The sequence below is a fragment of the Acidovorax sp. Root219 genome, from assembly GCF_001428665.1.
In the GTDB taxonomy this organism is placed as follows: Bacteria; Pseudomonadota; Gammaproteobacteria; order Burkholderiales; family Burkholderiaceae_C; genus Acidovorax.
This window is the reverse complement of record NZ_LMIJ01000010.1, coordinates 384,524-404,059: the sequence shown is the minus strand read 5'-3', so window position 1 is coordinate 404,059 and position 19,536 is coordinate 384,524. Positions and strand designations below refer to the sequence as shown.

Here is a 19,536-nt window from a genome sequence, read left to right as displayed (position 1 = left end):
AACTTGCTTCGCAAGTGAGCCTTCTCTGAAACGATCCCATCATGCGGCTCTCCGCACGCTGGGATACGTTTTGGTGTCCGACAGCTTGAGCGTGGCGCTCACGCTTCCCGTGCGGCCGTCCTCGAACTTGACCTGGGTTTCGATGAACTGCTCGGTGCGCCCGGCGTACAGCGCCTCGACCAGCACGCCGTATTTGTCGGCGATGAAGCCGCGGCGGACCTTGTTGGTGCGTGTGAGCTCGCCGTCGTCGGCATCGAGCTCCTTGTGCAGCACCAGAAAACGGCTGACCTGGCTGCCCGCCAGCAGGGCGTCGGTTGCCAGGTCGGCGTTGACCTTCTCCACGCACTCGCGGATCAGTTCGTACACCTCGGGCTTTTGCGCCAGATCGGTGTAGCCGGCGTAGGGGATGTTGCGGCGCTCGGCCCAGTTGCCCACGGCGTCGAAGTCGATGTTGACCATCACGCACACCTTCTCGCGGCCGTCGCCCAGGGCCACGACTTCCTTGATGTGCGGGAAGAACTTGAGCTTGTTCTCCACATACTTGGGCGCGAACATGGCGCCGTCGTTGGCGCCGCCCTTGATGCGGCCCACGTCCTTCACGCGGTCAATGATCTTCAGGTGGCCATGCGCGTCGAGGAAGCCCGCGTCGCTGGTGTGGTACCAGCCATCGGCCGTGAGCACCTCGGCCGTGGCCGTGGGGTTCTTGTAGTACTCCTTGAGCAGGCCGGCGGACTTGACGAGGATTTCGCCGTTCTCGGCCACCTTGATCTCCACGCCGCGGATGGGCACGCCCACGGTATCGGCGCGGGCCTGGTTGTCGGGCTGCAGGCAGACGAACACTGCGGTCTCGGTGGAGCCGTAGAGCTGCTTCAAGTTAATGCCGATGGAGCGGTAGAAGGTGAACAGGTCGGGCCCGATGGCCTCGCCCGCCGTGTAGGCCACCCGCACGCGCGAGAAACCCAGGTTGTTGCGCAGCGGGCCATAGACCAGCAGGTTGCCCAGGGCGTACTTGATGCGGTCGAGGCCGCCCACGGGCGCGCCGTCCATGAGGGCCGGGCCCACGCGCTGGGCCACAGCCATGCAGGCCTGGAACATCTTGCGCTTCAAGGTGCCGGCGTCTTCCATGCGGATCATCACGCTGGTGAGCAGACCTTCGAAGATGCGCGGCGGCGCGAAGTAGTAGGTGGGGCCCACTTCCTTCAAATCGATGGTGACGGTGCTGGCCGACTCGGGGCAGTTGACCACGTAGCCGCAGGCCAGCCACTGCGCGTAGCTGAAGATGTTCTGGCCGATCCAGGCCGGGGGCAGGTAGGCCAGCACCTCTTCGCTGCCGGTGAGCTTGTCGAACTCGGCACCGGCCGAGGCGCGGTCGAGCAGGGTGCTGTGGGTGTGCACCACGCCCTTGGGGTTGCCCGTGGTGCCCGAGGTGAAGAACATCGCGGCCACGTCCTCGGGCTGTACCTTGGCGACCTCGTCACGGAACCACTTCGGGTGCTGGGTGGCAAAGGCCTTGCCGGATTCGATCAGCGCATCCAGCGACGACAGGCCTTCTTCCTGGTAGTTGCGCAGGCCCCGCGGGTCGTCAAAGAAGATGCGGGCGATCTGCGGGCACTGCTCACGGATTTCGAGCAGCTTGTCGACCTGCTCCTGGTCTTCCACCAGGCAAAAGCGCACCTCGGCGTTGTTCAGCGGGAAGATGCATTCGGCGCCCACGGCGTCCTGGTACAGCGGCACCGGAATGGCGCCCAGCGACTGAGCGGCCAGCATGGTGGCGTACAGGCGCGGGCGGTTGGCACCGATCACCACCATGTGCTCATGGCGCTTCAGACCCGCCTGGTGCAGGCCGGCCGCCACATGCTCCACCAGCGTCGCCAGGTCGGCCCAGCTGTGGGCCTGCCAGATGCCATATTCTTTTTCGCGCAGGGCCGCAGCCGTGGGGCGCTCGGCGGCATGCTTGAGCAGCAATTGCGGAAACGTGGTCTTCATTCCGGTTCCTAAAAAATGAGGGGGTGTCCGCCCGGTGACAGCCGGGAGCGCGGCCTTGTGGCTGCGTGATGGAAGGGATGCTAGGGCCGACTTTGACGCCGTCTTGTCTTGCCGACGACAATTTACGGGAAACTACCCCTTGGGTGAAACCCTGCCCCCTTGGTGCCGTGGTTTGGCGGCGGCAGCAGGCGGGGTATCTCCGGGCACCTCACGATGGGGCGGTATCCTCACGGGCATGTACGCCCCGTTCTTCGGTCTCCAGCACCCTCCGTTCTCCATCGCCCCCGACCCGCGCTATCTTTTCATGAGCGAGCGGCACCGGGAGGCCCTGGCCCACCTGCTGTACGGGCTGGATGCCGGGGGCGGCTTCGTATTGCTCACGGGCGAAGTGGGCGCGGGCAAGACCACGGTGTGCCGCTGCTTCCTGGAGCAGATCCCCGAGCACTGCAATGTGGCCTACATCTTCAACCCCAAGCTCACGGTGGGTGAGTTGCTGCGCTCGATCTGCGACGAGTTCGGCGTGCCGCACAAGGCGGCGGTGCCGGGCCACGAGACGGTAAAGGACTGCATCGACCCGCTCAACGCCTCCCTGCTGGCCGCGCACGCCGCCGGGCGCAACAACGTGCTCATCATCGACGAGGCGCAGAACCTGGAGGCCGACGTGCTGGAGCAACTGCGCCTCCTGACCAATCTGGAGACCAGCGAGCGCAAGCTGCTGCAGATCATCCTCATCGGCCAGCCGGAGCTGCGCAACATGGTGGCGCGCCCGTCGCTGGAGCAACTGGCCCAGCGCGTGATTGCGCGCTTCCACCTCGACGCCCTGAGCCCGCAGGAGACACAGCAGTACATCGCGCACCGCCTGGCCGTGGCCGGTCTGCACGGACCGGTGCCGTTCAGCCGGCGCGCCCTCAGGCGCGTGCACGCGCTGTCGCGCGGCATACCGCGGCGCATCAACCTGCTGTGCGACCGGGCGCTGCTGGGGGCCTATGCGGCCGGCACGCGTGAAGTCAGCACGGCCATCGTCGAGCGGGCCGCGCGCGAGGTCTTCGGTGCACCGGTGGCTGCCTCGGGGGCCGCCGCAGCCACCAACGCCAAGGGGGGGCTGCCCCGCTGGGCGTTGGCCGGGGTGGGCGTGGTGGCCGGGGCTGCCATCGTGGCTGCCGCCGGCTGGGCCCTGGGCGTGCGTCCCTTGCAGGGCCCACCAGGTGCGGCGGGGCGAGTGGCCACGCCCGCGGCGGCACCGCAGCGCAGTGCGTCCAGCACCGCGTCGACGCCGCCCGCAGCAGCGGCCTCTGCCCCCGCTTTGCCATCTGCTGCCGTGCCGACGCCAGCGGCCTCTGCGGCATCGGTCGCAGCGGCTCCCGCCCCCCTGTCCGGGCTGCAGCAGTTCCTGCTGGCGCAGCCGTCCAACGATGTGTCGGCCTGGCAGGCCCTGGCGTCGGCCTGGGGCGCGACGCTGCCCGATGGCGCGGACGCCTGCGCCACGCTGGCGCGCGACGGGCTGCGCTGCTACCGCAACCGCCGTGCGGGGCTGAACCTGATACGCCAGATCGACCGGCCCGTGTTGCTCACGCTGTTCCCCTCGGAGGAGGGTGACAATGCCGTATCGGCCGTGCTGCGCAGCCTGGATGCGGAGCTGGCCACACTGGAGAGCGGTGGCCGCACGCTGCACGTGCCGCTGGCCGACCTGGCGCAGGTCTGGCGCGGCGACATGGTCACGCTGTGGCGCGCCCCGCCCGGCATGCCCGACAAGGGCGAAATCACCGAAAGTTCGGCGGGGGCAGTCTGGCTCGACGCGCGCCTGGCTTCCAAGGCGGCCGGGGGCCTGGGCCCCAGCAGCCGGCCCATGACGCCGGCGCTTCGCCAGTCGCGCATCCACCGATTCCAGATGGCCCAGGGCGTGACGCCCGACGGCCGTGCGGGCCCCCTGACCCTCATACTGCTCAACCGCGCCACCGGCGTGAAAGAACCGCGCCTGCGCACCGGAGCCTGATCCCCATGTCCTACATCCTTGATGCGCTGCGGCGCGCAGAAGCCGAGCGGGGCCGGGGCGCCGTGCCGGGTATCCATACGCAGGCCATGCCCGCGACGAGCGCCTCCCCGGGGGCTGACCGGGCCGGTTCTGCCAACCTGCTGGTGATCGGGTCGGCCGTGGTGGCCGTGGCCGCCCTGGCCGCGGGGGGCACCTGGTGGGCCATGCAGCGCAGTGATACTGCCAGTGGGGCAGTGGTTGCTTCGGCGCCGCAGGCCCCTGTGCCCGCAGCGCCCGTTGCACCACCGGTTGCCGGAGCGGCACCGCCCGCCGTGTCCGCGCCCACAGCGCCTGCCGCCGCTCCCCTGGCGCCCCTGCCAGCGCCTGTGGCCAGCCCGCCCATCACGCCCGCCAGGGTGGAGCCGCGGCCGGTGGCTCCACTGCGCCTGGCAGAGCCGGTGCGTGAGAAGCCTGCCGTGGTGGCTGCGCCTGCACGCACCCGCGACGCCGAGGTGCAGCGCGAGCCGGCGCCTGCCGCGCGCGCGCAGCCGCCCGTGGCCCCGGCACCCGCCGTGGCGGGTGCGCCCACTGCCGCACCGCCCAACGGCCCGGTATTCGCCCAGAACGACCTGCCGCCCTCGGTGCGCGAGCAGTTGCCCGCGCTGCAGGTCACGGGCGCCACCTATTCCAGCAATCCGGCGCACCGCATGGCCATCGTCAACGGCCAGGTGCTGCAGGAGGGCGACCAGGCCGCGCCGGGGCTCAAGCTCGAACGCATCGAGCAGGGCCGCACCGTCTGGTCGTTCCGCGGCTACCGCTACGCCGTGGCGCCGCAGTAGTCTATGGGGTTGACAGAACTTAGCGCAAGAAGCGCCCGTCCCGCCCGATCAGCGTGAGTTCGACGAAGCGCGAGGCATTGCGGTCCGGCGTGCTGGCATTGACCTCGAAGCCGCCCAGGTCCCATTTCTTGAGGTTCCAGGTGGCGTCGATGAAGGCCGTACGCGTCGGGTTGCGGCCGGCGCGTTGCAGGGCCTCGGCGAACACCCGGGCGTTGAGGTAGCCCTCCAGCGCCAGGTGCGAGGGTTCGGCCGTGGCACCCGAGGCCTTCCAGGCCGCCTGGAATTCGCGCACCACGGGCATCACCACGTTGGAGGGCAGGGGCACCACCTGCGAGATGGCCATGCCGGTGGCGTCGGCGCCGAGGGCTTTCACCGTGGCGGGCGTGCCCATGACCGACAGCGCATACAGTGTCACTCCGCGCTTGAGTGCGCGAAAGGCCTTCACGAACTCCAGCGTGGGCTTGCCCGCCAGGCCGATGACGATGGCTTCGAGGTCCGAGCCTGCCAGTTTTGCGGCCGCAGCGCCGGCGTCCGAGGCATTGTTCTCCACCGTCACGGTGACGGCGGCGGGCAGCTTGAGCCGGCCCATGGACTGCTGGGCCGCCGTGAACACCTCTTTGCCGAAGGCGTTGTTCTGGTAGACCATGCCGATGCGCTGGATGCCGATGGTGGACAGGTGCTGCACCAGCTTCTCGGCCTCGTCGGCATAGCTGGCGCGGATGTTGAACACGCTGCGCGCGTTCTTCGTGCGCGTGAGCTGGGCGCCGGTGAACGGGGCGAAGAAGGGCACGCCGCTGTCCACCACCTTGGGCAGCATGGCCTCGATCATGGGCGTGCCCATGCAGTTGAAGAGGGCGAAGTTGCCCGGGTCGGCCAGGAACTTGTCCACATTGGCCAGGGCCTTGGGCACCTCGTAGGCGTCGTCCAGCGTGGTCAGCTCGATGGCGCGGCCGTGCACGCCGCCCTTGGCGTTGATGCCCGCAAAGGCCGCCTTGGCGCCCTGGTGCATGGCCGAGCCCAGGTCTCCGAGCGGTCCGGTGAGGGCGGTGGATTGGCCGATCCGGATCGCCCCCTCCTGTGCCGTGGCCTTGCCCCAGTGCGCCAGTGGCAGGGCGATGGCGCTGGCCAGCAAAGTGCGCCGCTGCAAGTGCGGGCTCGGGGTGTGGGTGCTGCCTGTGGTCATGGTGGTGGTGTCTCCTTGGGGTCGTGGCCGCGCGCGAAAATGCCTGGCAGGCGGCCATCATCCGCAGGCGATTGGCGCAGATCTATCGTTGCGGCGACAATTCGCATCGTGGTATTCCCGCACGCACTCCGCCCGCTTCGCCCCTCCATCGCGCTCCATGAACCAGGATCTGTCACTGCACCAGCGCCGGCGCCTGCCCACCGAGGCCGAGCTGGCCAACATCCCGTGGCTGAGGCCGCTGCAGCCCGCCGAGCGCGAACGCGCCGAGGCAGCCCTGTTGGTGGGCGATGCCGCGCCGGGGGATTACGTGTGCCGCGTGGGCCGGCCCGTGACCTACTGGTTCGGTGTGGTGGAGGGGCTGCTGAAGATGAGCAGCGACAACGCACAGGGCCAGACCATGACCTACACCGGCGTGCCGCCCGGCGGCTGGTTCGGCGAGGGCACGGCCATGAAGCGCGAGCCCTACCGCTACAACATCCAGGCGCTGCGCAAGAGCATCGTGGCCGGTCTGCCGATCGACACCTTCCACTGGCTGCTGGACCATTCCATCGGCTTCAACCGCTTCGTGATGAACCAGCTCAACGAGCGGCTGGGCCAGTTCATCGCGGCGCGTGAGATCGACCGGCTGAACAACCCTGATGTGCGCGTGGCGCGCAGCCTGGCCTCGCTGTTCAACCCGGTGCTTTACCCCGGGGTGGGCGAGGTGCTGCGCATCACGCAGCAGGAACTGGCCTATCTGGTGGGCTTGTCGCGCCAGCGCGTGAACGAGGCGCTGGCGGCGCTGGAAGTGGAGGGCGCCATCCGCGTGGAATACGGCGGCCTGCGGGTGCTGGACCTGGCGGCGCTGCAGTCCAGCATCTTTCAGCGCCTGGCTGAGCCGCGCTAAATGCTCAGGCGCGCGGCAGCGCGGGCATGGCAGCCGTGCGCTGGCCCAGTGGAGTGGGGGCTGGCACGGAGGCCGCGGCGTCTGGGGAGCCACTCCATTCGCGGTCGTCGGTGCGGTCGCGGCTCAGGCGGAAGGTGTGCACCATCTGCGTCAGGCGGCTGGCCTGTTCCTTGAGGCTGTCGGCGGCGGCAGCACCTTCCTCCACCAGCGCGGCGTTCTGCTGCGTCATCTCTTCGAGCGCGCCCACCGAATGGCTGACCTCGCCGATGCGCTGGCTCTGCTCCTGCGTGGCGGCGGTGATCTCGCCCATGATGTCGGACACGCGGCGCACGGACATCACCAGTTCCTCGATGGTCTTGCCCGCGTGGTTCACCAGGGCGCTGCCCTCCTGCACATGCTCGACGCTGGCGCCGATCAGCGTCTTGATTTCCTTGGCGGCCTGGGCTGCGCGCCCGGCCAGGCTGCGTACCTCGCTGGCCACCACGGCAAAGCCGCGGCCTTGCTCGCCCGCACGGGCGGCTTCCACCGCCGCATTGAGCGCCAGGATGTTGGTCTGGAAGGCAATGCCGTCGATCACGCTGGTGATGTCGGCGATCTTGCGCGAGCTGCCACTGATGGTGTCCATGGTGCGTACCACCTGCGAGACCACTTCACCGCCACGCGTGGCCGCGTCCGACGCCGAGGAGGCGAGCTGGTTGGCCTGGCGCGCGGCGTCGGCGCTTTGCGACACGGTGCCCGTCAGATCGGCCAGGGCATTGGCGGCGCCCTGCAGGTTGTGCGAAGTCTGCTCGGTGCGCTGGCTCAGGTCGAGGTTGCCCGAGGCGACTTCGGAGCTGGCCACGAGGATGGATTCCGCCGTGCCGCCGATGTCACCCACCAGGCTGCGCAGCCGGTCCTGCATGGCGGCAATGGCTTCGAGCAGGCGGCCGGTCTCATCGTGGATGCGCACTTCCACCTGCGAGGTCAGGTCGCCGCGTGCAATGCGCTCGGCCACCACCACCGCACGGCCGATGGGGGCGGTGATGCTGCTCGTGATGCGCCAGGCGATGAGGGCGCCCAGGCCAATGGCCAGCAGCACCAGCGCACCACCCGTCCAGCGCGCCCGGCTCTGTGTCACCTCGGCCGAGGCCGTGGCCTGGCTGTTCAAGGTGTTCTGCAGTTCGATCAGCTCGGCCAGCTTGCCGCGCCAGGCGGTTTCCAGCGGCGCGACTTTGGTCATGAGGTTCAGCGTGGCGCTCACGGTGTCGCCATCGTCGGCGGCCTTCATCGCGGAGTCCAGCTCGGGGCGGCTCTTGCGGCCGAATTCCTGCACCTCGGCCAGCAGCTTACGCTCGGCATCGGTGGTGCCGTCGGCCTTGAACAGGTCCGACAGGCTGGCCTCCTGGCGCGCATAGCCCTGCACGGATTTTTCGGCGTTCTTGATCTGGTCGCGGGCCTGCTTGGGATCGATCTCGTTGAGCATGGCGGCAGAGCGGCTCTGGATGCCGATGGCGCTCACGCTGTCCAGCATTTCGTTGACCAGCCGGGTCTTGGTGGCCCCGGTGCCGGTGACCTGCTGCAGATGCTCGTGCAGTTTTCCCACCGAGAGCTGGCCCACGGCGGCCACTGCCATCAGCAGGACCAGCAGGCAACCGAAGCCCAGGCCCAGGCGGCTGGAGATCGACAGGGATTTGATAGGCGAGGCGGCCGGCATGGAGGTCCTTGGCTGTTGAATGCAATGGGGTAACACGAAGCAATAACGGTGCCCAGGCAGGCGGGTGGCCTGTCACTATCGTGGCGCAGGGTGGGCGTACACAGTGTAGGGACAAATGTCACAAAGTGTTATGACGCTTCAGGATGGCCCCATGCGCAGCGCGCATGGCCGCTGTTACAAATGGGGTGCCATGCCCGGCGCATGGGTGCGGGCCAGGGGGAACCCTTGGGTGCTTGCCGATTCGCAGGCCATCAAACGTCTCTTGTTACATATTCCGCATGGAGTGGGTGCTATCGTTTTTGACGGGAGCGCTAGCGCAGGATGTTCACTCTAGTGCAGCATGCCGAAGCCCTATCGGGTATAAACCCGTTACAGTTTCAGCAAAGGTCCTCCATGAGCCGCTTCCACACTTTCCGCCCTCTGCATGGTGTCCTGGCCACGATGGTGCTGATGGGTCTGGCCGCATGCACCGGCGGCCCGATGCCTGATGCATCGGAGCGACGAGAGCGCCTCGTGGCCGTGACGGCAGACCACGAACTCATCGTGTTCGATGCGCGCCGACCCGATACCGTGCTGGAGCGCCGGCGCGTGACGGGCCTGGCCTCGGGCGAGCGCCTGGTCGGTGTGGATTTCCGCGTGGCCAAGGGCGTGCTGTACGCCCTGTCCCAAGCGGGGCGCCTGTACACGCTGGATATTTCTTCCGGGGCACTGACGGCTGTGGGCTCCGCGCCGGCCGCGCTGCCGCTCACGGGTGGGTCTTTCGGTGTCGATTTCAATCCGGCGGCGGACCGCATCCGCGTGGTGTCGTCCTCCGGGCTGAACCTGCGGCTGCACCCGGACACCGGCGCCGTGGTCGATGGCGACCCCGCCCAGCCGGGCGTGCAGCCCGACCCCGTGCTGCACTACGCGCCTGGTGATGTGAACGTTGGCCGTGTGCCCGACGTGGTGGCCGCCGGCTACACCTACAACCCGCAGGACAGCAAGATCACCACCAACTACGCCATCGACCGTGCCCGGGGCGCGCTGGTGATGCAAGGCTCGCGCGAGGGCACCACGCCCGTGGTCTCGCCCAACACGGGCCAACTGCGCACTGTGGGCCCGTTGGGCCTGGGGCCGCTGTCCGATGCCTCCTTTGACATCTCCGACGTGGGCAACGTGGCCCTGCTGGCGGCGCGCACTTCCGGCGATCCGCGCTCGCGCCTGTACAAGGTAGATCTGGAGACCGGCCGCGCCGTCTCGCTGGGCGTGATCGGCAGTGGGGCCCCTCTGGCGGGCATGGCGATAGAGCCATGAGTGCGCGGCCCGTCCTGGCGCAACGGCTGCTGGCGCACGGGTGTGTGTTGGCCGGCTGTGTGTCGGCCATGGCGGGCGTGGCGCATGCGGCCTCGGTGCAGGTGGAGCTGACCGATGCTGCGGGCAAGCCGCTGGCCGATGCCGTGGTGTTCCTCGAATCGGCCGAGGCCAGGCGCCTGGTCAAACCCCAGCCCGGTGTGGAGATGGCGCAGGAAAAGCGCCAGTTCGTACCCGTGATGATGGTGGTGCCGGTGGGCACGGAGGTGCTGTTCCCCAACCGCGACACGGTGCGCCACCACGTCTATTCCTTCTCGCCCACGAAGAAGTTCGAGCTCAAGCTCTACGCCGGAACGCCCGCCAAGCCGGTTCTTTTCGACCAGGCAGGGGTGGTGGTGCTGGGCTGCAACATCCATGACCAGATGACCGGCTGGATCCTGGTGGTGGACACCCCCTACTACGCCAGCTCGCCCGCGACGGGCAAGGCCCAGATCGACAACGTGGCCCCGGGCACCTACAAGCTCCGGGCCTGGCACCACCGGTTGCCGGTGGGGGCGCCGGCGCTGGAGCAGGCACTGACCGTTGCGGCCACCGGCAATGCCAGCGCCTCGGTGCGCATGGCGGGACTGCAGCCTTGAACCTGTCCCTGTTGCGGCGCAGCCTCATCCTGAAGCTGGTGGGCATCTCGCTGCTGCTGCTGCTCATCGTGCAGGCGGCGGGCTTTGCCGTGGTGCGTGCCAGCATCGAGCGCAATGCGCGCAGCCAGATCGCCCGCGCCCTCGATACCGACGAGAACGTCTGGCGGCGCCTGCTGGACCAGAACGCGGACAAGCTGCGCCAGGGCTCGGCCCTGCTGGCGGCCGACTATGGCTTTCGCTCGGCCATCAATTCCGATGACGAGGAGACTATCCAGTCGGTGCTGGAGAACCATGGCAACCGCATCGGCGCGGCCGTGACGGCGCTGCTGGGCACCAACCTGGAGCTGCGCGCCGCCAGCCTGTCGGACGACATGCTGGATTTTCCCGCCACGCTGCGCCAGGTCGTGCCACCGCTGGCGGCCCAGCCGCAGGGCAGCCAGGTGGCGGTGATGGCCGGCGTGCCCTACCAGTTCGTGATGGTGCCCATGCGCGCGCCGGTGGTCATCGGGTGGGTGCTGATGGGTTTTCCCATCGGCCAGCCACTGGCCGAGGAAATGCGGCAACTGCTGTCGGTGCAAGTGGCCGTGGTGGTCAGGGCGGCGGATGGCCGTGTGTCGGTGCCCGTGACCACGCTGTCGGGCCCGGCGCTGGCCGGCCTTCATCGCCAGGGCCTGCCGATTGCGGAGCTCAAGACCGATGAGGGCACGCTGTTGGTGCGCGAGGCCCCGCTGGGCAACGCGGGCAGTGAAGTGAAAACACTGCTGCTGCGCTCGGTGGACGAGGTGGTGGCCCCCTACCAGCAATTGCAGGTGCTGCTGGCCATCATCACCGTGGCCGGCGTGCTGCTGTTTGCGGCGGGCACCGGCCTGGTGGCGCAGCGCCTGGCCACGCCCCTGCGCTCCCTGCTGGCCGCCACGCAGCGCCTGTCGCGCGGCGAATACGGGGTGCCGCTCTCGCATACCGGGCGCCAGGACGAGATCGGCAACCTGGCCCGCTCCTTCGACCGCATGCGCCTGGACATCGGCAGCCAGCAGGCCGAAATCCGCCGCCTGGCTTATTGGGACCGGCTCACGGGCCTGCCCAACCGCGAGCGCTTTCGCGAGGCGGTGGTGCACGCCATCGCCGCACAGGAGGAAGGCTCCGTGCAGCCCTTGACGGTGCTGACGCTCGACCTGGACCGTTTCAAGCACGTGAACGACGTGCTCGGCTATGCCTTCGGCGACCGCCTGCTGCAGGCCGTGGCCGAGCGCCTGCAAAAGCAGTTGCCGGGTGACAGCGACATGGTGGCCCGGCTCGGCGGCAACGAGTTCGCGCTGCTGCTGCGCACGGGTGCCCAGGAGGCGTACGCGCTGGCCCAGGGCATCAACCAGTCGTTCGAGGAGCCCCTGGCCTTCGAGGACCAGACGGTGGACCTGAGTGCCGGCATGGGCTTCGCCTGCTGGCCGGCCGACGCTGGTGATGCCGACACCCTGCTCAGCCGCTCCGAGATCGCCATGTACGCCGCCAAGCGCAAGCTCACCGGCGCGCTGCGCTACGACGCCTCCTTCGACTCGGCCAGCACGCAGACCCTGTCGCTGCTGACCGAGCTGCGCCACGCCGTGGAGCATAACGAGCTGCGCCTGTACCTGCAGCCCAAGGTGCCCCTGCATGGCCAGGCGGGCCTGGCGGCCGAAGCGCTGGTGCGCTGGCAGCACCCGCAGCGCGGCCTGGTGCCGCCGATGGACTTCATCCCGTTTGCCGAGCAGACGGGCTTTGTGCGCCAGCTCACGCTGTGGATGTTCGAGGAGGTGGCGCGCCTGTTGGCCGACCCGCGCACGGCGGAGATGCCGCTGCGCATATCGGTCAACCTCTCCACGCGCGACCTGCTGGACCCGGAGCTCAGCGCGCGCCTGGCCACCATCCTTGCGCGCCATGGCGTGCAGGCCAGCGCCTTCTGCCTGGAGATCACCGAAAGCGCGATCATGGACGACCCCCAGCGCGCCGAGGCCATGCTCAACCGGCTGTCCGAGCAGGGCTTCAAGCTGTCCATCGACGATTTCGGCACGGGGTATTCGTCGCTGGCCTACCTCAAGCGCCTGCCGGTGGACGAGCTCAAGATCGACAAATCCTTCGTGATGGGCATGGAGTCCGGCGAGGACGATGCGATGATCGTGCGCTCCACCATTGACCTGGCCCACAACCTGGGCCTCACGGTGGTGGCCGAGGGGGTGGAGACCCTGGCCATCCTGGACCGGTTGCGCGCCCTGTCCTGCGATGAGGCGCAGGGCTACCACATCAGCCGCCCGCTGGGGGCCGAAGACTTCCTGGCCTGGCAGTCCCGCCAGATCGCCAACGCCGCCACGCCATAACGGCTACGGGGCCGCCATTTGGTGCCCGCTTTGCAAGCTTGGCCGCCCAAATGCCTGCGCAGAGGTGAAAATACGGGCAATGCCTTCTTCCCGTCCTCCTGCCGCCCCAGCCGCCGAGCCTGGTGACCCGCTGCCCCGGCGCGCCGTGTTGCGCCGACCCGCCGCGCCGCCTGTTGCTTCTTCGTCACCCGCTGCGGCCACGTCCCGCGCCCCTGCGCCTGGTGCTGTCCGTGGCAATGCGCGGCCCGATGCGCGCCCGCCGTCCCGCCCTGCCGCTGCAGCGCCCTCGGCACGCGGCAACGTGTGGCGAGCAGAACCCGCGCCGCCGGCCGCCCCGCGTGGAGCCGCTTCTGCCAAGGGTGTCCGGCCGTCCGCCCCTGCTGCTCCCGTGCGCCCAGCGGTGCCGGTCAAGGTCACCGCAGCCGCTGCAGGCACCTCGCGCCTGAACAAACGCATGGCCGAGCTGGGCCTGTGCTCGCGCCGCGAAGCCGACGACTGGATTGCCCAGGGCTGGGTCAAGGTCAACGGCGAGGTGGCGCCTATGGGCCTGCAGGTGCTGCCGGCCGACCGCATCGAGGTCGACAAGCGGGCCCAGGGCCAGCAGGAGCAGCAGGTCACCATCCTGCTGCACAAGCCCATGGGCTACGTGAGCGGGCAGGCCGAGGACGGCCACACGCCTGCCGTGGCGCTGATCAACCCCCGCACCCACTGGCGCGACGACCCGGGGCGCATGCGTTTTTCGCCGCCGCAGTTGCGCGGCCTGGCGCCGGCCGGCCGGCTGGACATCGACTCCGTGGGGCTGCTGGTGCTCACGCAGGATGGGCGCGTAGCGCGCCAGCTGATCGGCGAGGACTCCACCGTGGACAAGGAGTACCTGGTGCGCGTGCAGTACGGGGATGTGGCGCTCGACGTGCAGGCGGCGTTTCCGCCTGCACAGCTGGCGCGCCTGTGCCATGGGCTGGAGCTCGACGGCCAGCCGCTCAAGCAGGCCCGGGTGGAGTGGCAGAACCCCGAGCAGCTGCGCTTCGTGCTCACCGAGGGCAAGAAGCGCCAGATCCGCCGCATGTGCGAGCAGGTGGGCCTCAAGGTGGTGGGGCTCAAGCGCATCCGCATCGGGCGGGTGACGCTGGGCAACCTGCCCGTGGGGCAATGGCGCTACCTGTTGCCGCACGAGCAATTCTGAGAGGCTGAGAGTCTTTCATCCATGCCCGCTGTGCACGCCAAAACACCCTTGTTCGTCGTTGCAAATGCTCGCCATAGCCCGAGCTATGGCTGTGCTTTGCGCCTAGATCCAGTGCGTTTTGACGCGCCCTTCGGACACGGCTAAAAAATTCTCAGCCTCTGAGTCCCGCGCGGCTCCGCCACTTTTCATTCACCGGAGCCAGCCATGCCATCCAAACCCTCCCTCGCGCGTGCCCTGCGCCAGCTGCGTCCCTCCGACCTGCGGGGGGTGGCCCGCCTGGCCACCCAGGCCACGGCCAGCATCAGCCGCGTGGCTGAAGGGGTGCACCAATCGGTGCTGGGCACGATGGGCCTGCCGGGAGGCCCCACGCCGGGCCGCACGCGCGGCCTGACCGGCGTGGTCTATGGCAGCGTGCGGGGCATCACCAGCCTGGTGGATGCCGGCCTGCAGGCAGCCTTGGTGCGGCTGGAGCCGTTCATCATGGGCGTGCCCGAAGAGGCGCAGGCGGTGCCGCGCGAGCGCCAGGCCGTGCTGGCCGCGCTCAATGGCGTGATGGGTGACCGCCTGGCGGAGGATTGCAACCCGCTGGCCACCTCCATGGGCTTCTACCAGCAGGGCCGGCCGCTGGATCCGGTGGCCCTGGGGGCGGCGGGCACGGCATCGGGCCACCTGCTGGTGCTGGTGCATGGCCTGTGCATGAACGACCTGCAGTGGGAGCACGAGGGCCATGACCATGGCGCGCACCTGGCGCAGGAGCTGGGCTGCAGGCCTGTGTACCTGCGCTACAACACCGGGCTGCACACCTCCACCAATGGTGCCGAGCTGGCGCGCCAGTTGCAGACCCTGGTGGCGGCCTGGCCGGTGCCGGTCACGCACCTCAGCATCGTGGGCCACAGCATGGGTGGGCTGGTGGCGCGCAGCGCCTGCCAGCAGGCCGAGCAGGCGGGCCTGCCCTGGCGCGACCTGTTGCGCCACCTGGTGTGCCTGGGCACGCCGCACCATGGCGCGCCGCTGGAGCGTGCCGGCCACTGGGTGGATGCGCTGCTGGGCAGCACCCCGTACTCGCGCCCCTTCGCCCGCCTGGCCCAGCTGCGCAGCGGCGGCATCACCGACCTTCGCTATGGCCATGTGCTGGATGCCGACTGGCAGGGGCGCGATCGTTTCCGCAAGAGCCCGGATGTGCGCACCCACCTGCCATTGCCTGAGGGCGTGCTGTGCTGTACCGTGGCAGCCACCCTGGCTGCCCAGCGCAGCCCCGTGGCCGAGCGGCTGGTGGGCGACGGCCTGGTGCCGCTGCACAGCGCCCTGGGCTGGCATGATGACCCTGCGAGGCGCCTGGCGTTTGCCGCAGCGCAGCAGTGCGTGGTACACCGGGTGGGCCACCTGCAATTGCTGGGCAATGTCCGTGTGGCGCGGCAACTGGCGCTTTGGCTCGCACCGGCAGGCTGAACACCAGTGCCGGCTGTCGCCTTTATTTGTGCTCGCGCGCCAACTGGGGCGCGGGCATTGCTACCATCGTGCCATTCGCGCCGCATGTAACAAGGAGAAACGCAGTGAGCGACAAAAAATACCGCCTCGTGACCCGCAGCGACTTTGACGGCCTGGTGTGTGCCGTGCTGCTCAATGAGCTGGACCTGATCGATGACATCACCTTCGTGCACCCCAAGGACATGCAGGACGGCAAGGTACCGATCACCGAACGGGACATCACCACCAACCTGCCCTATGTGCCTGGCGCGCATCTGGTGTTCGACCACCATGAATCTGAAACCGTCCGCAACTCGGGGCGGCGCGACAGCAACCACATCATCGAGGCGCATGCGCCCTCGGCGGCACGCGTGGTCTACAACCACTATGGTGGCAAGGCGGCGTTCCCACGCATCACCGACGAGATGATGGCGGCGGTGGACCAGGCAGACTCGGCCCAGTACTCGCGCGAGGACATCCTGAACCCCGAGGGCTGGGTGCTGCTCAATTACCTCATGGATTCGCGCACCGGCCTGGGGCGCTTCCGCGAGTTCCGCATCAGCAACTACGCGCTGATGATGGACCTCATCAAGTACTGCCGCGACCACACCATCGAAGAGATCCTGGCGCTGCCCGACGTGCAGGAGCGCGTGGCGCTCTACCGCGAGCACGCGCCCAAGGCCAAGGATCAACTGCTGCGCTGCGCCATCAAGATCAGCAACCTGGTGGTGCTGGACCTGCGCGACGAGGAGACCATCTGGGCGACCAACCGCTTCATGATCTACGCGCTGTTCCCCACGGCCAACATCTCCATCCACATGATGTGGGGGCTGCAAAAGCAGAACACCGTGCTGGCCACCGGCAAATCCATCCTGGACCGCAGCAGCCAGACCCATGTGGGCAACCTCATGCTGGAGTTCGGCGGTGGCGGCCATGCCGCCGCAGGCACCTGCCAAGTGGCCAATGACAAGGCCGACAATATCCTGCAAGCGCTGATTCAGCGCATCACGCTCGACCGCTAAGGTGGCTTGGCGAGGGGAGGGGCTGAGTGCTGCCCTCCCCTGCGCCCTTCGGTCAATCTTCGCCGAAGAGAACCCGGTACAGGGCTGCGCCCAACAGGGCGCCGACCAGGGGGGCGGCCCAGAAGACCCACAGCTCCGACAGCGCATAACCCGGGCCGAACAGGGCCGGGCCGGTGCTGCGCGCCGGATTGACCGAGGTGTTGGTCACCGGGATCGAGATCAGGTGGATCAGCGTCAGGCACAGGCCAATCGCCAGCCCGCCCACGCCTTCGGCCGCCCGGCGCGAGGTGGCGCCCAGGATCACGATGAGGAACACGGCCGTGAGCACCACTTCGGTCACCACGGCGGCCATCAGGCCATAGCCGCCTGGGGAGTGCTCGCCATAGCCGTTGGTGGCAAATCCGCCAATGTCGGCCCCGGGCTTGCCGGTCGCGATCAGGTAGAGCGCGCCTGCCGCCACGATGGCGCCCAGCACCTGGGCGGCGATGTAGCTTGGCAGCTCGGCCGCCTTGAACCGGCCCCCGATGACCAGACCGACCGACACCGCCGGGTTGAAATGCCCGCCGGAGATGGGCCCCAGTGCATAGGCGCCCGTGAGCACCGTGAGGCCGAACGCCAGGGAAACGCCCAGGAAGCCGATGCCCAGCTGGGGGAACGCGGCGGCCAGCACGGCGCTGCCGCAGCCGCCGAACGTGAGCCAGAAAGTACCGAGGAACTCGGCAGACCATTTTTGCAGGGAGGTGGGCATGGGGGATTCCAAAGGCACGGCTGGCGGCACCCCGCCGCAGCACGGGTGCATCTTATGGCGGCAAAATAGGCAATACCGGCGCCAATGGCCCGCCAATTGTCAACAATGCGCGGTAAGCTCGCCGCCGGGCTGCGCTGGCCGGCGGCCATCCGCGCAGCGCCAGCCTTGAAATCGGCGGATACGCCCCGAGCTGAGCACCCGCGAACGTCCTTTGCACGCTGGCCTCTGGCGTGCCGACGGCGCTCCCCGAGACCGTTCGAAAGCAACTCCAAGACACCATGAGCAACAAACAAACCCTGTCGTTCCAGGCCGAAGTGGCCCAGCTTCTGCACCTGGTCACCCACTCGCTGTACTCCAACCAGGAAATCTTCCTGCGCGAGCTGATCTCCAACGCCTCGGACGCCTGCGACAAGCTGCGCTTCGAGGCCCTGAACAACAATGCCTTGTACGAAGACGCGCCCAACCTCGAAGTGCGGGTGTCCTTCGACCAGGCCGCCAAGACGCTGACCATCACCGACAACGGCATCGGCATGACGGCGCAGGAAGCCATCGACCACCTGGGCACCATCGCCAAGAGCGGCACCAAGGACTTCATGGGCAAGCTCTCGGGCGACCAGAAGGCCGATGCGCAGCTCATCGGCCAGTTCGGCGTGGGCTTTTACTCCGGCTTCATCGTCGCCGACAAGATCACTGTGGAGTCGCGCCGTGCCGGCGTGCCGGCCGAAGAGGGTGTGCGCTGGACCAGCGGCGGCACCGGGGACTTCGAGGTGGAGGCCATCACCCGTGCCGAGCGCGGCACCAGCATCATCCTGCACCTGCGCGACGATGCCGAGGAATACCTCAACGCCTGGAAGCTCAAGTCCGTCATCGCCAAATATTCGGACCACATCAGCCTGCCCATCCTGATGGAAAAGGAAGAGTGGAAGGACGGCGAGCTGATCAACCCTGCGGACGAGAGCGGCGGGCGCCAGCCCGGCGGCATGGCCAAGACCGGCGAGTGGGAAACCATCAACAAGGCCAGTGCCCTGTGGACGCGCCCCAAGAAGGACATCTCCGAAGAGCAGTACCAGGAGTTCTACAAGGCCATCAGCCACGACCACGAGGCCCCGCTGACCTGGGCGCACAACCGCGTGGAAGGCAACACCGAGTACACGCAGCTGCTGTACATCCCCGCCAAGGCGCCGTTCGACCTGTGGAACCGCGACAAGAAGGCCGGCGTGAAGCTGTACGTCAAGCGCGTGTTCATCATGGACGACGCCGAAGCGCTGATGCCCACCTACCTGCGCTTCGTCAAGGGCGTGATCGACTCGGCCGACCTGCCCCTGAACGTGAGCCGCGAGCTGCTGCAGGAAAGCCGCGACGTGCGCGCCATCCGCGAAGGCTCGACCAAGCGCGTGCTGTCCATGCTCGAAGACCTGGCCAAGCACGACAAGCATGAAGCCGCCGCCGCCGGTGTCGACGGTGTGACCGACGTGGTCGATGCCGACGACCAGGCCAAGGAAGGCAAGTACAGCGCGTTCTACGCCGAATTCGGCTCGGTGCTCAAGGAAGGCCTGGGCGAGGATTTTGGCAACCGCGAGCGCCTGGCCAAGCTGCTGCGCTTTGCCAGCACCACCAGCGACACCGCCAGCGTCAGCTTCGCCGACTACAAGGCACGCATGAAGGACGGCCAGGAGGCCATCTACTACATCACTGCCGACACCCTGGCCGCAGCCAAGAACAGCCCGCAGCTCGAAGTCTTCAAGAAGAAGGGCATCGAAGTGCTGCTGATGACCGACCGCGTGGACGAGTGGGCGCTGAACTACCTCAACGAGTTCGATGGCACCCCGCTGCAAAGCGTGGCCAAGGGCGCGGTGGACCTGGGTTCGCTGCAGGACGAGGCCGAGAAGAAGGCCGCCGAAGAGGCCGCCGAGGCCTTCAAGCCGCTGCTGGCCAAGCTCAAGGAGGCCCTGAAGGACAAGGCCGAGGACGTGCGCGTGACCACGCGCCTGGTCGACTCACCGGCCTGCCTGGTGGTCCAGGACGATGGCATGAGCACCCAGCTGGCCCGCATGCTCAAGCAGGCCGGCCAGCAGGCACCCGAGTCCAAGCCCGTGCTGGAGGTGAATGCCGAGCATGCCCTGGTCAAGAAGCTCGAAGGCAGCGTGCATTTCCATGACCTGGCGCACATCCTGTTCGACCAGGCCCTGCTGGCCGAGGGCGGCCTGCCTGCCGACCCAGCGGCCTACGTCAAGCGCGTGAACGCCTTGCTGGTGTGATGCCTGCTCGTGCAGCTGCCCCG

The 19,536-nt window shown here is 68.2% G+C and carries 14 protein-coding genes; 10 read left to right on the top strand and 4 right to left on the bottom strand.

The window, feature by feature from the left end; translation table 11 throughout:
• Positions 1 to 39: 39 nt before the first annotated feature.
• Complete coding sequence (locus ASE28_RS10185; RefSeq protein WP_057266486.1) at positions 40 to 1,986, bottom strand: long-chain fatty acid--CoA ligase; 1,947 nt, start codon at positions 1,984 to 1,986, stop codon at positions 40 to 42.
• Positions 1,987 to 2,221: 235 nt separating this feature from the next.
• Between ASE28_RS10185 and ASE28_RS10180 the strand changes: the two genes are divergently transcribed.
• Together ASE28_RS10180 and ASE28_RS10175 are read left to right on the top strand one after the other, a co-directional pair.
• Positions 2,222 to 3,979, top strand: a complete 1,758-nt coding sequence (locus ASE28_RS10180) for an ExeA family protein (protein ID WP_057266485.1) — start codon at positions 2,222 to 2,224, stop codon at positions 3,977 to 3,979.
• Between the two features lie 5 nt (positions 3,980 to 3,984).
• Entirely contained in the window at positions 3,985 to 4,797 is an 813-nt protein-coding gene (locus ASE28_RS10175; RefSeq protein ID WP_057266484.1) for a general secretion pathway protein GspB, read from the top strand.
• Positions 4,798 to 4,816: 19 nt separating this feature from the next.
• Here the strand turns inward: ASE28_RS10175 and ASE28_RS10170 are convergent, their stop codons facing one another.
• A complete protein-coding gene (locus ASE28_RS10170; protein WP_057266483.1) occupies positions 4,817 to 5,980 on the bottom strand; it encodes an ABC transporter substrate-binding protein in 1,164 nt (387 codons plus the stop codon).
• A gap of 157 nt (positions 5,981 to 6,137) precedes the next feature.
• Between ASE28_RS10170 and ASE28_RS10165 the strand changes: the two genes are divergently transcribed.
• A complete protein-coding gene (locus ASE28_RS10165) occupies positions 6,138 to 6,866 on the top strand; it encodes a Crp/Fnr family transcriptional regulator (RefSeq protein WP_057199895.1) in 729 nt (242 codons plus the stop codon).
• Between the two features lie 4 nt (positions 6,867 to 6,870).
• Here ASE28_RS10165 and ASE28_RS10160 read toward each other — a convergent pair whose 3' ends face one another.
• Entirely contained in the window at positions 6,871 to 8,559 is a 1,689-nt protein-coding gene (locus ASE28_RS10160) for a methyl-accepting chemotaxis protein (RefSeq protein WP_057266482.1), read from the bottom strand.
• Between the two features lie 393 nt (positions 8,560 to 8,952).
• Between ASE28_RS10160 and ASE28_RS10155 the strand changes: the two genes are divergently transcribed.
• The 6 genes from ASE28_RS10155 (at position 8,953) to ASE28_RS10130 (ending at position 16,507) form a co-directional block, all read left to right on the top strand.
• On the top strand, positions 8,953 to 9,852 hold the full coding sequence (locus ASE28_RS10155) for a DUF4394 domain-containing protein (protein WP_057266481.1): 900 nt from the start codon (positions 8,953 to 8,955) through the stop codon (positions 9,850 to 9,852).
• Positions 9,849 to 10,487 (top strand): methylamine utilization protein, encoded by a 639-nt coding sequence (locus ASE28_RS10150; protein WP_200963926.1) that lies wholly within the window; start codon positions 9,849 to 9,851, stop codon positions 10,485 to 10,487. Before ASE28_RS10155 ends, ASE28_RS10150 begins: the two co-directional genes overlap by 4 nt.
• The gene (locus tag ASE28_RS10145; RefSeq protein ID WP_057266480.1) at positions 10,484 to 12,835 is read left to right on the top strand and encodes a bifunctional diguanylate cyclase/phosphodiesterase; all 2,352 of its coding nucleotides are present in this window, start codon (positions 10,484 to 10,486) and stop codon (positions 12,833 to 12,835) included. Before ASE28_RS10150 ends, ASE28_RS10145 begins: the two co-directional genes overlap by 4 nt.
• Before the next feature lie 388 nt (positions 12,836 to 13,223).
• Positions 13,224 to 14,018: a pseudouridine synthase gene (locus ASE28_RS10140; RefSeq protein WP_082603992.1), complete on the top strand. Its 795-nt coding sequence runs from the start codon at positions 13,224 to 13,226 to the stop codon at positions 14,016 to 14,018.
• Between the two features lie 204 nt (positions 14,019 to 14,222).
• Entirely contained in the window at positions 14,223 to 15,467 is a 1,245-nt protein-coding gene (locus ASE28_RS10135; RefSeq protein ID WP_057266479.1) for a triacylglycerol lipase, read from the top strand.
• A gap of 104 nt (positions 15,468 to 15,571) precedes the next feature.
• On the top strand, positions 15,572 to 16,507 hold the full coding sequence (locus ASE28_RS10130; protein WP_057199900.1) for a hypothetical protein: 936 nt from the start codon (positions 15,572 to 15,574) through the stop codon (positions 16,505 to 16,507).
• Positions 16,508 to 16,559: 52 nt separating this feature from the next.
• Here the strand turns inward: ASE28_RS10130 and aqpZ are convergent, their stop codons facing one another.
• On the bottom strand, positions 16,560 to 17,255 hold the full coding sequence (gene aqpZ / locus ASE28_RS10125; RefSeq protein WP_057266478.1) for an aquaporin Z: 696 nt from the start codon (positions 17,253 to 17,255) through the stop codon (positions 16,560 to 16,562).
• Between the two features lie 278 nt (positions 17,256 to 17,533).
• On the opposite strand from aqpZ, the gene htpG reads away from it, so the two are divergent.
• Positions 17,534 to 19,513, top strand: coding sequence for a molecular chaperone HtpG (gene htpG, locus ASE28_RS10120; RefSeq protein ID WP_057266477.1), 1,980 nt, complete (start codon positions 17,534 to 17,536; stop codon positions 19,511 to 19,513).
• Positions 19,514 to 19,536: the final 23 nt, after the last annotated feature.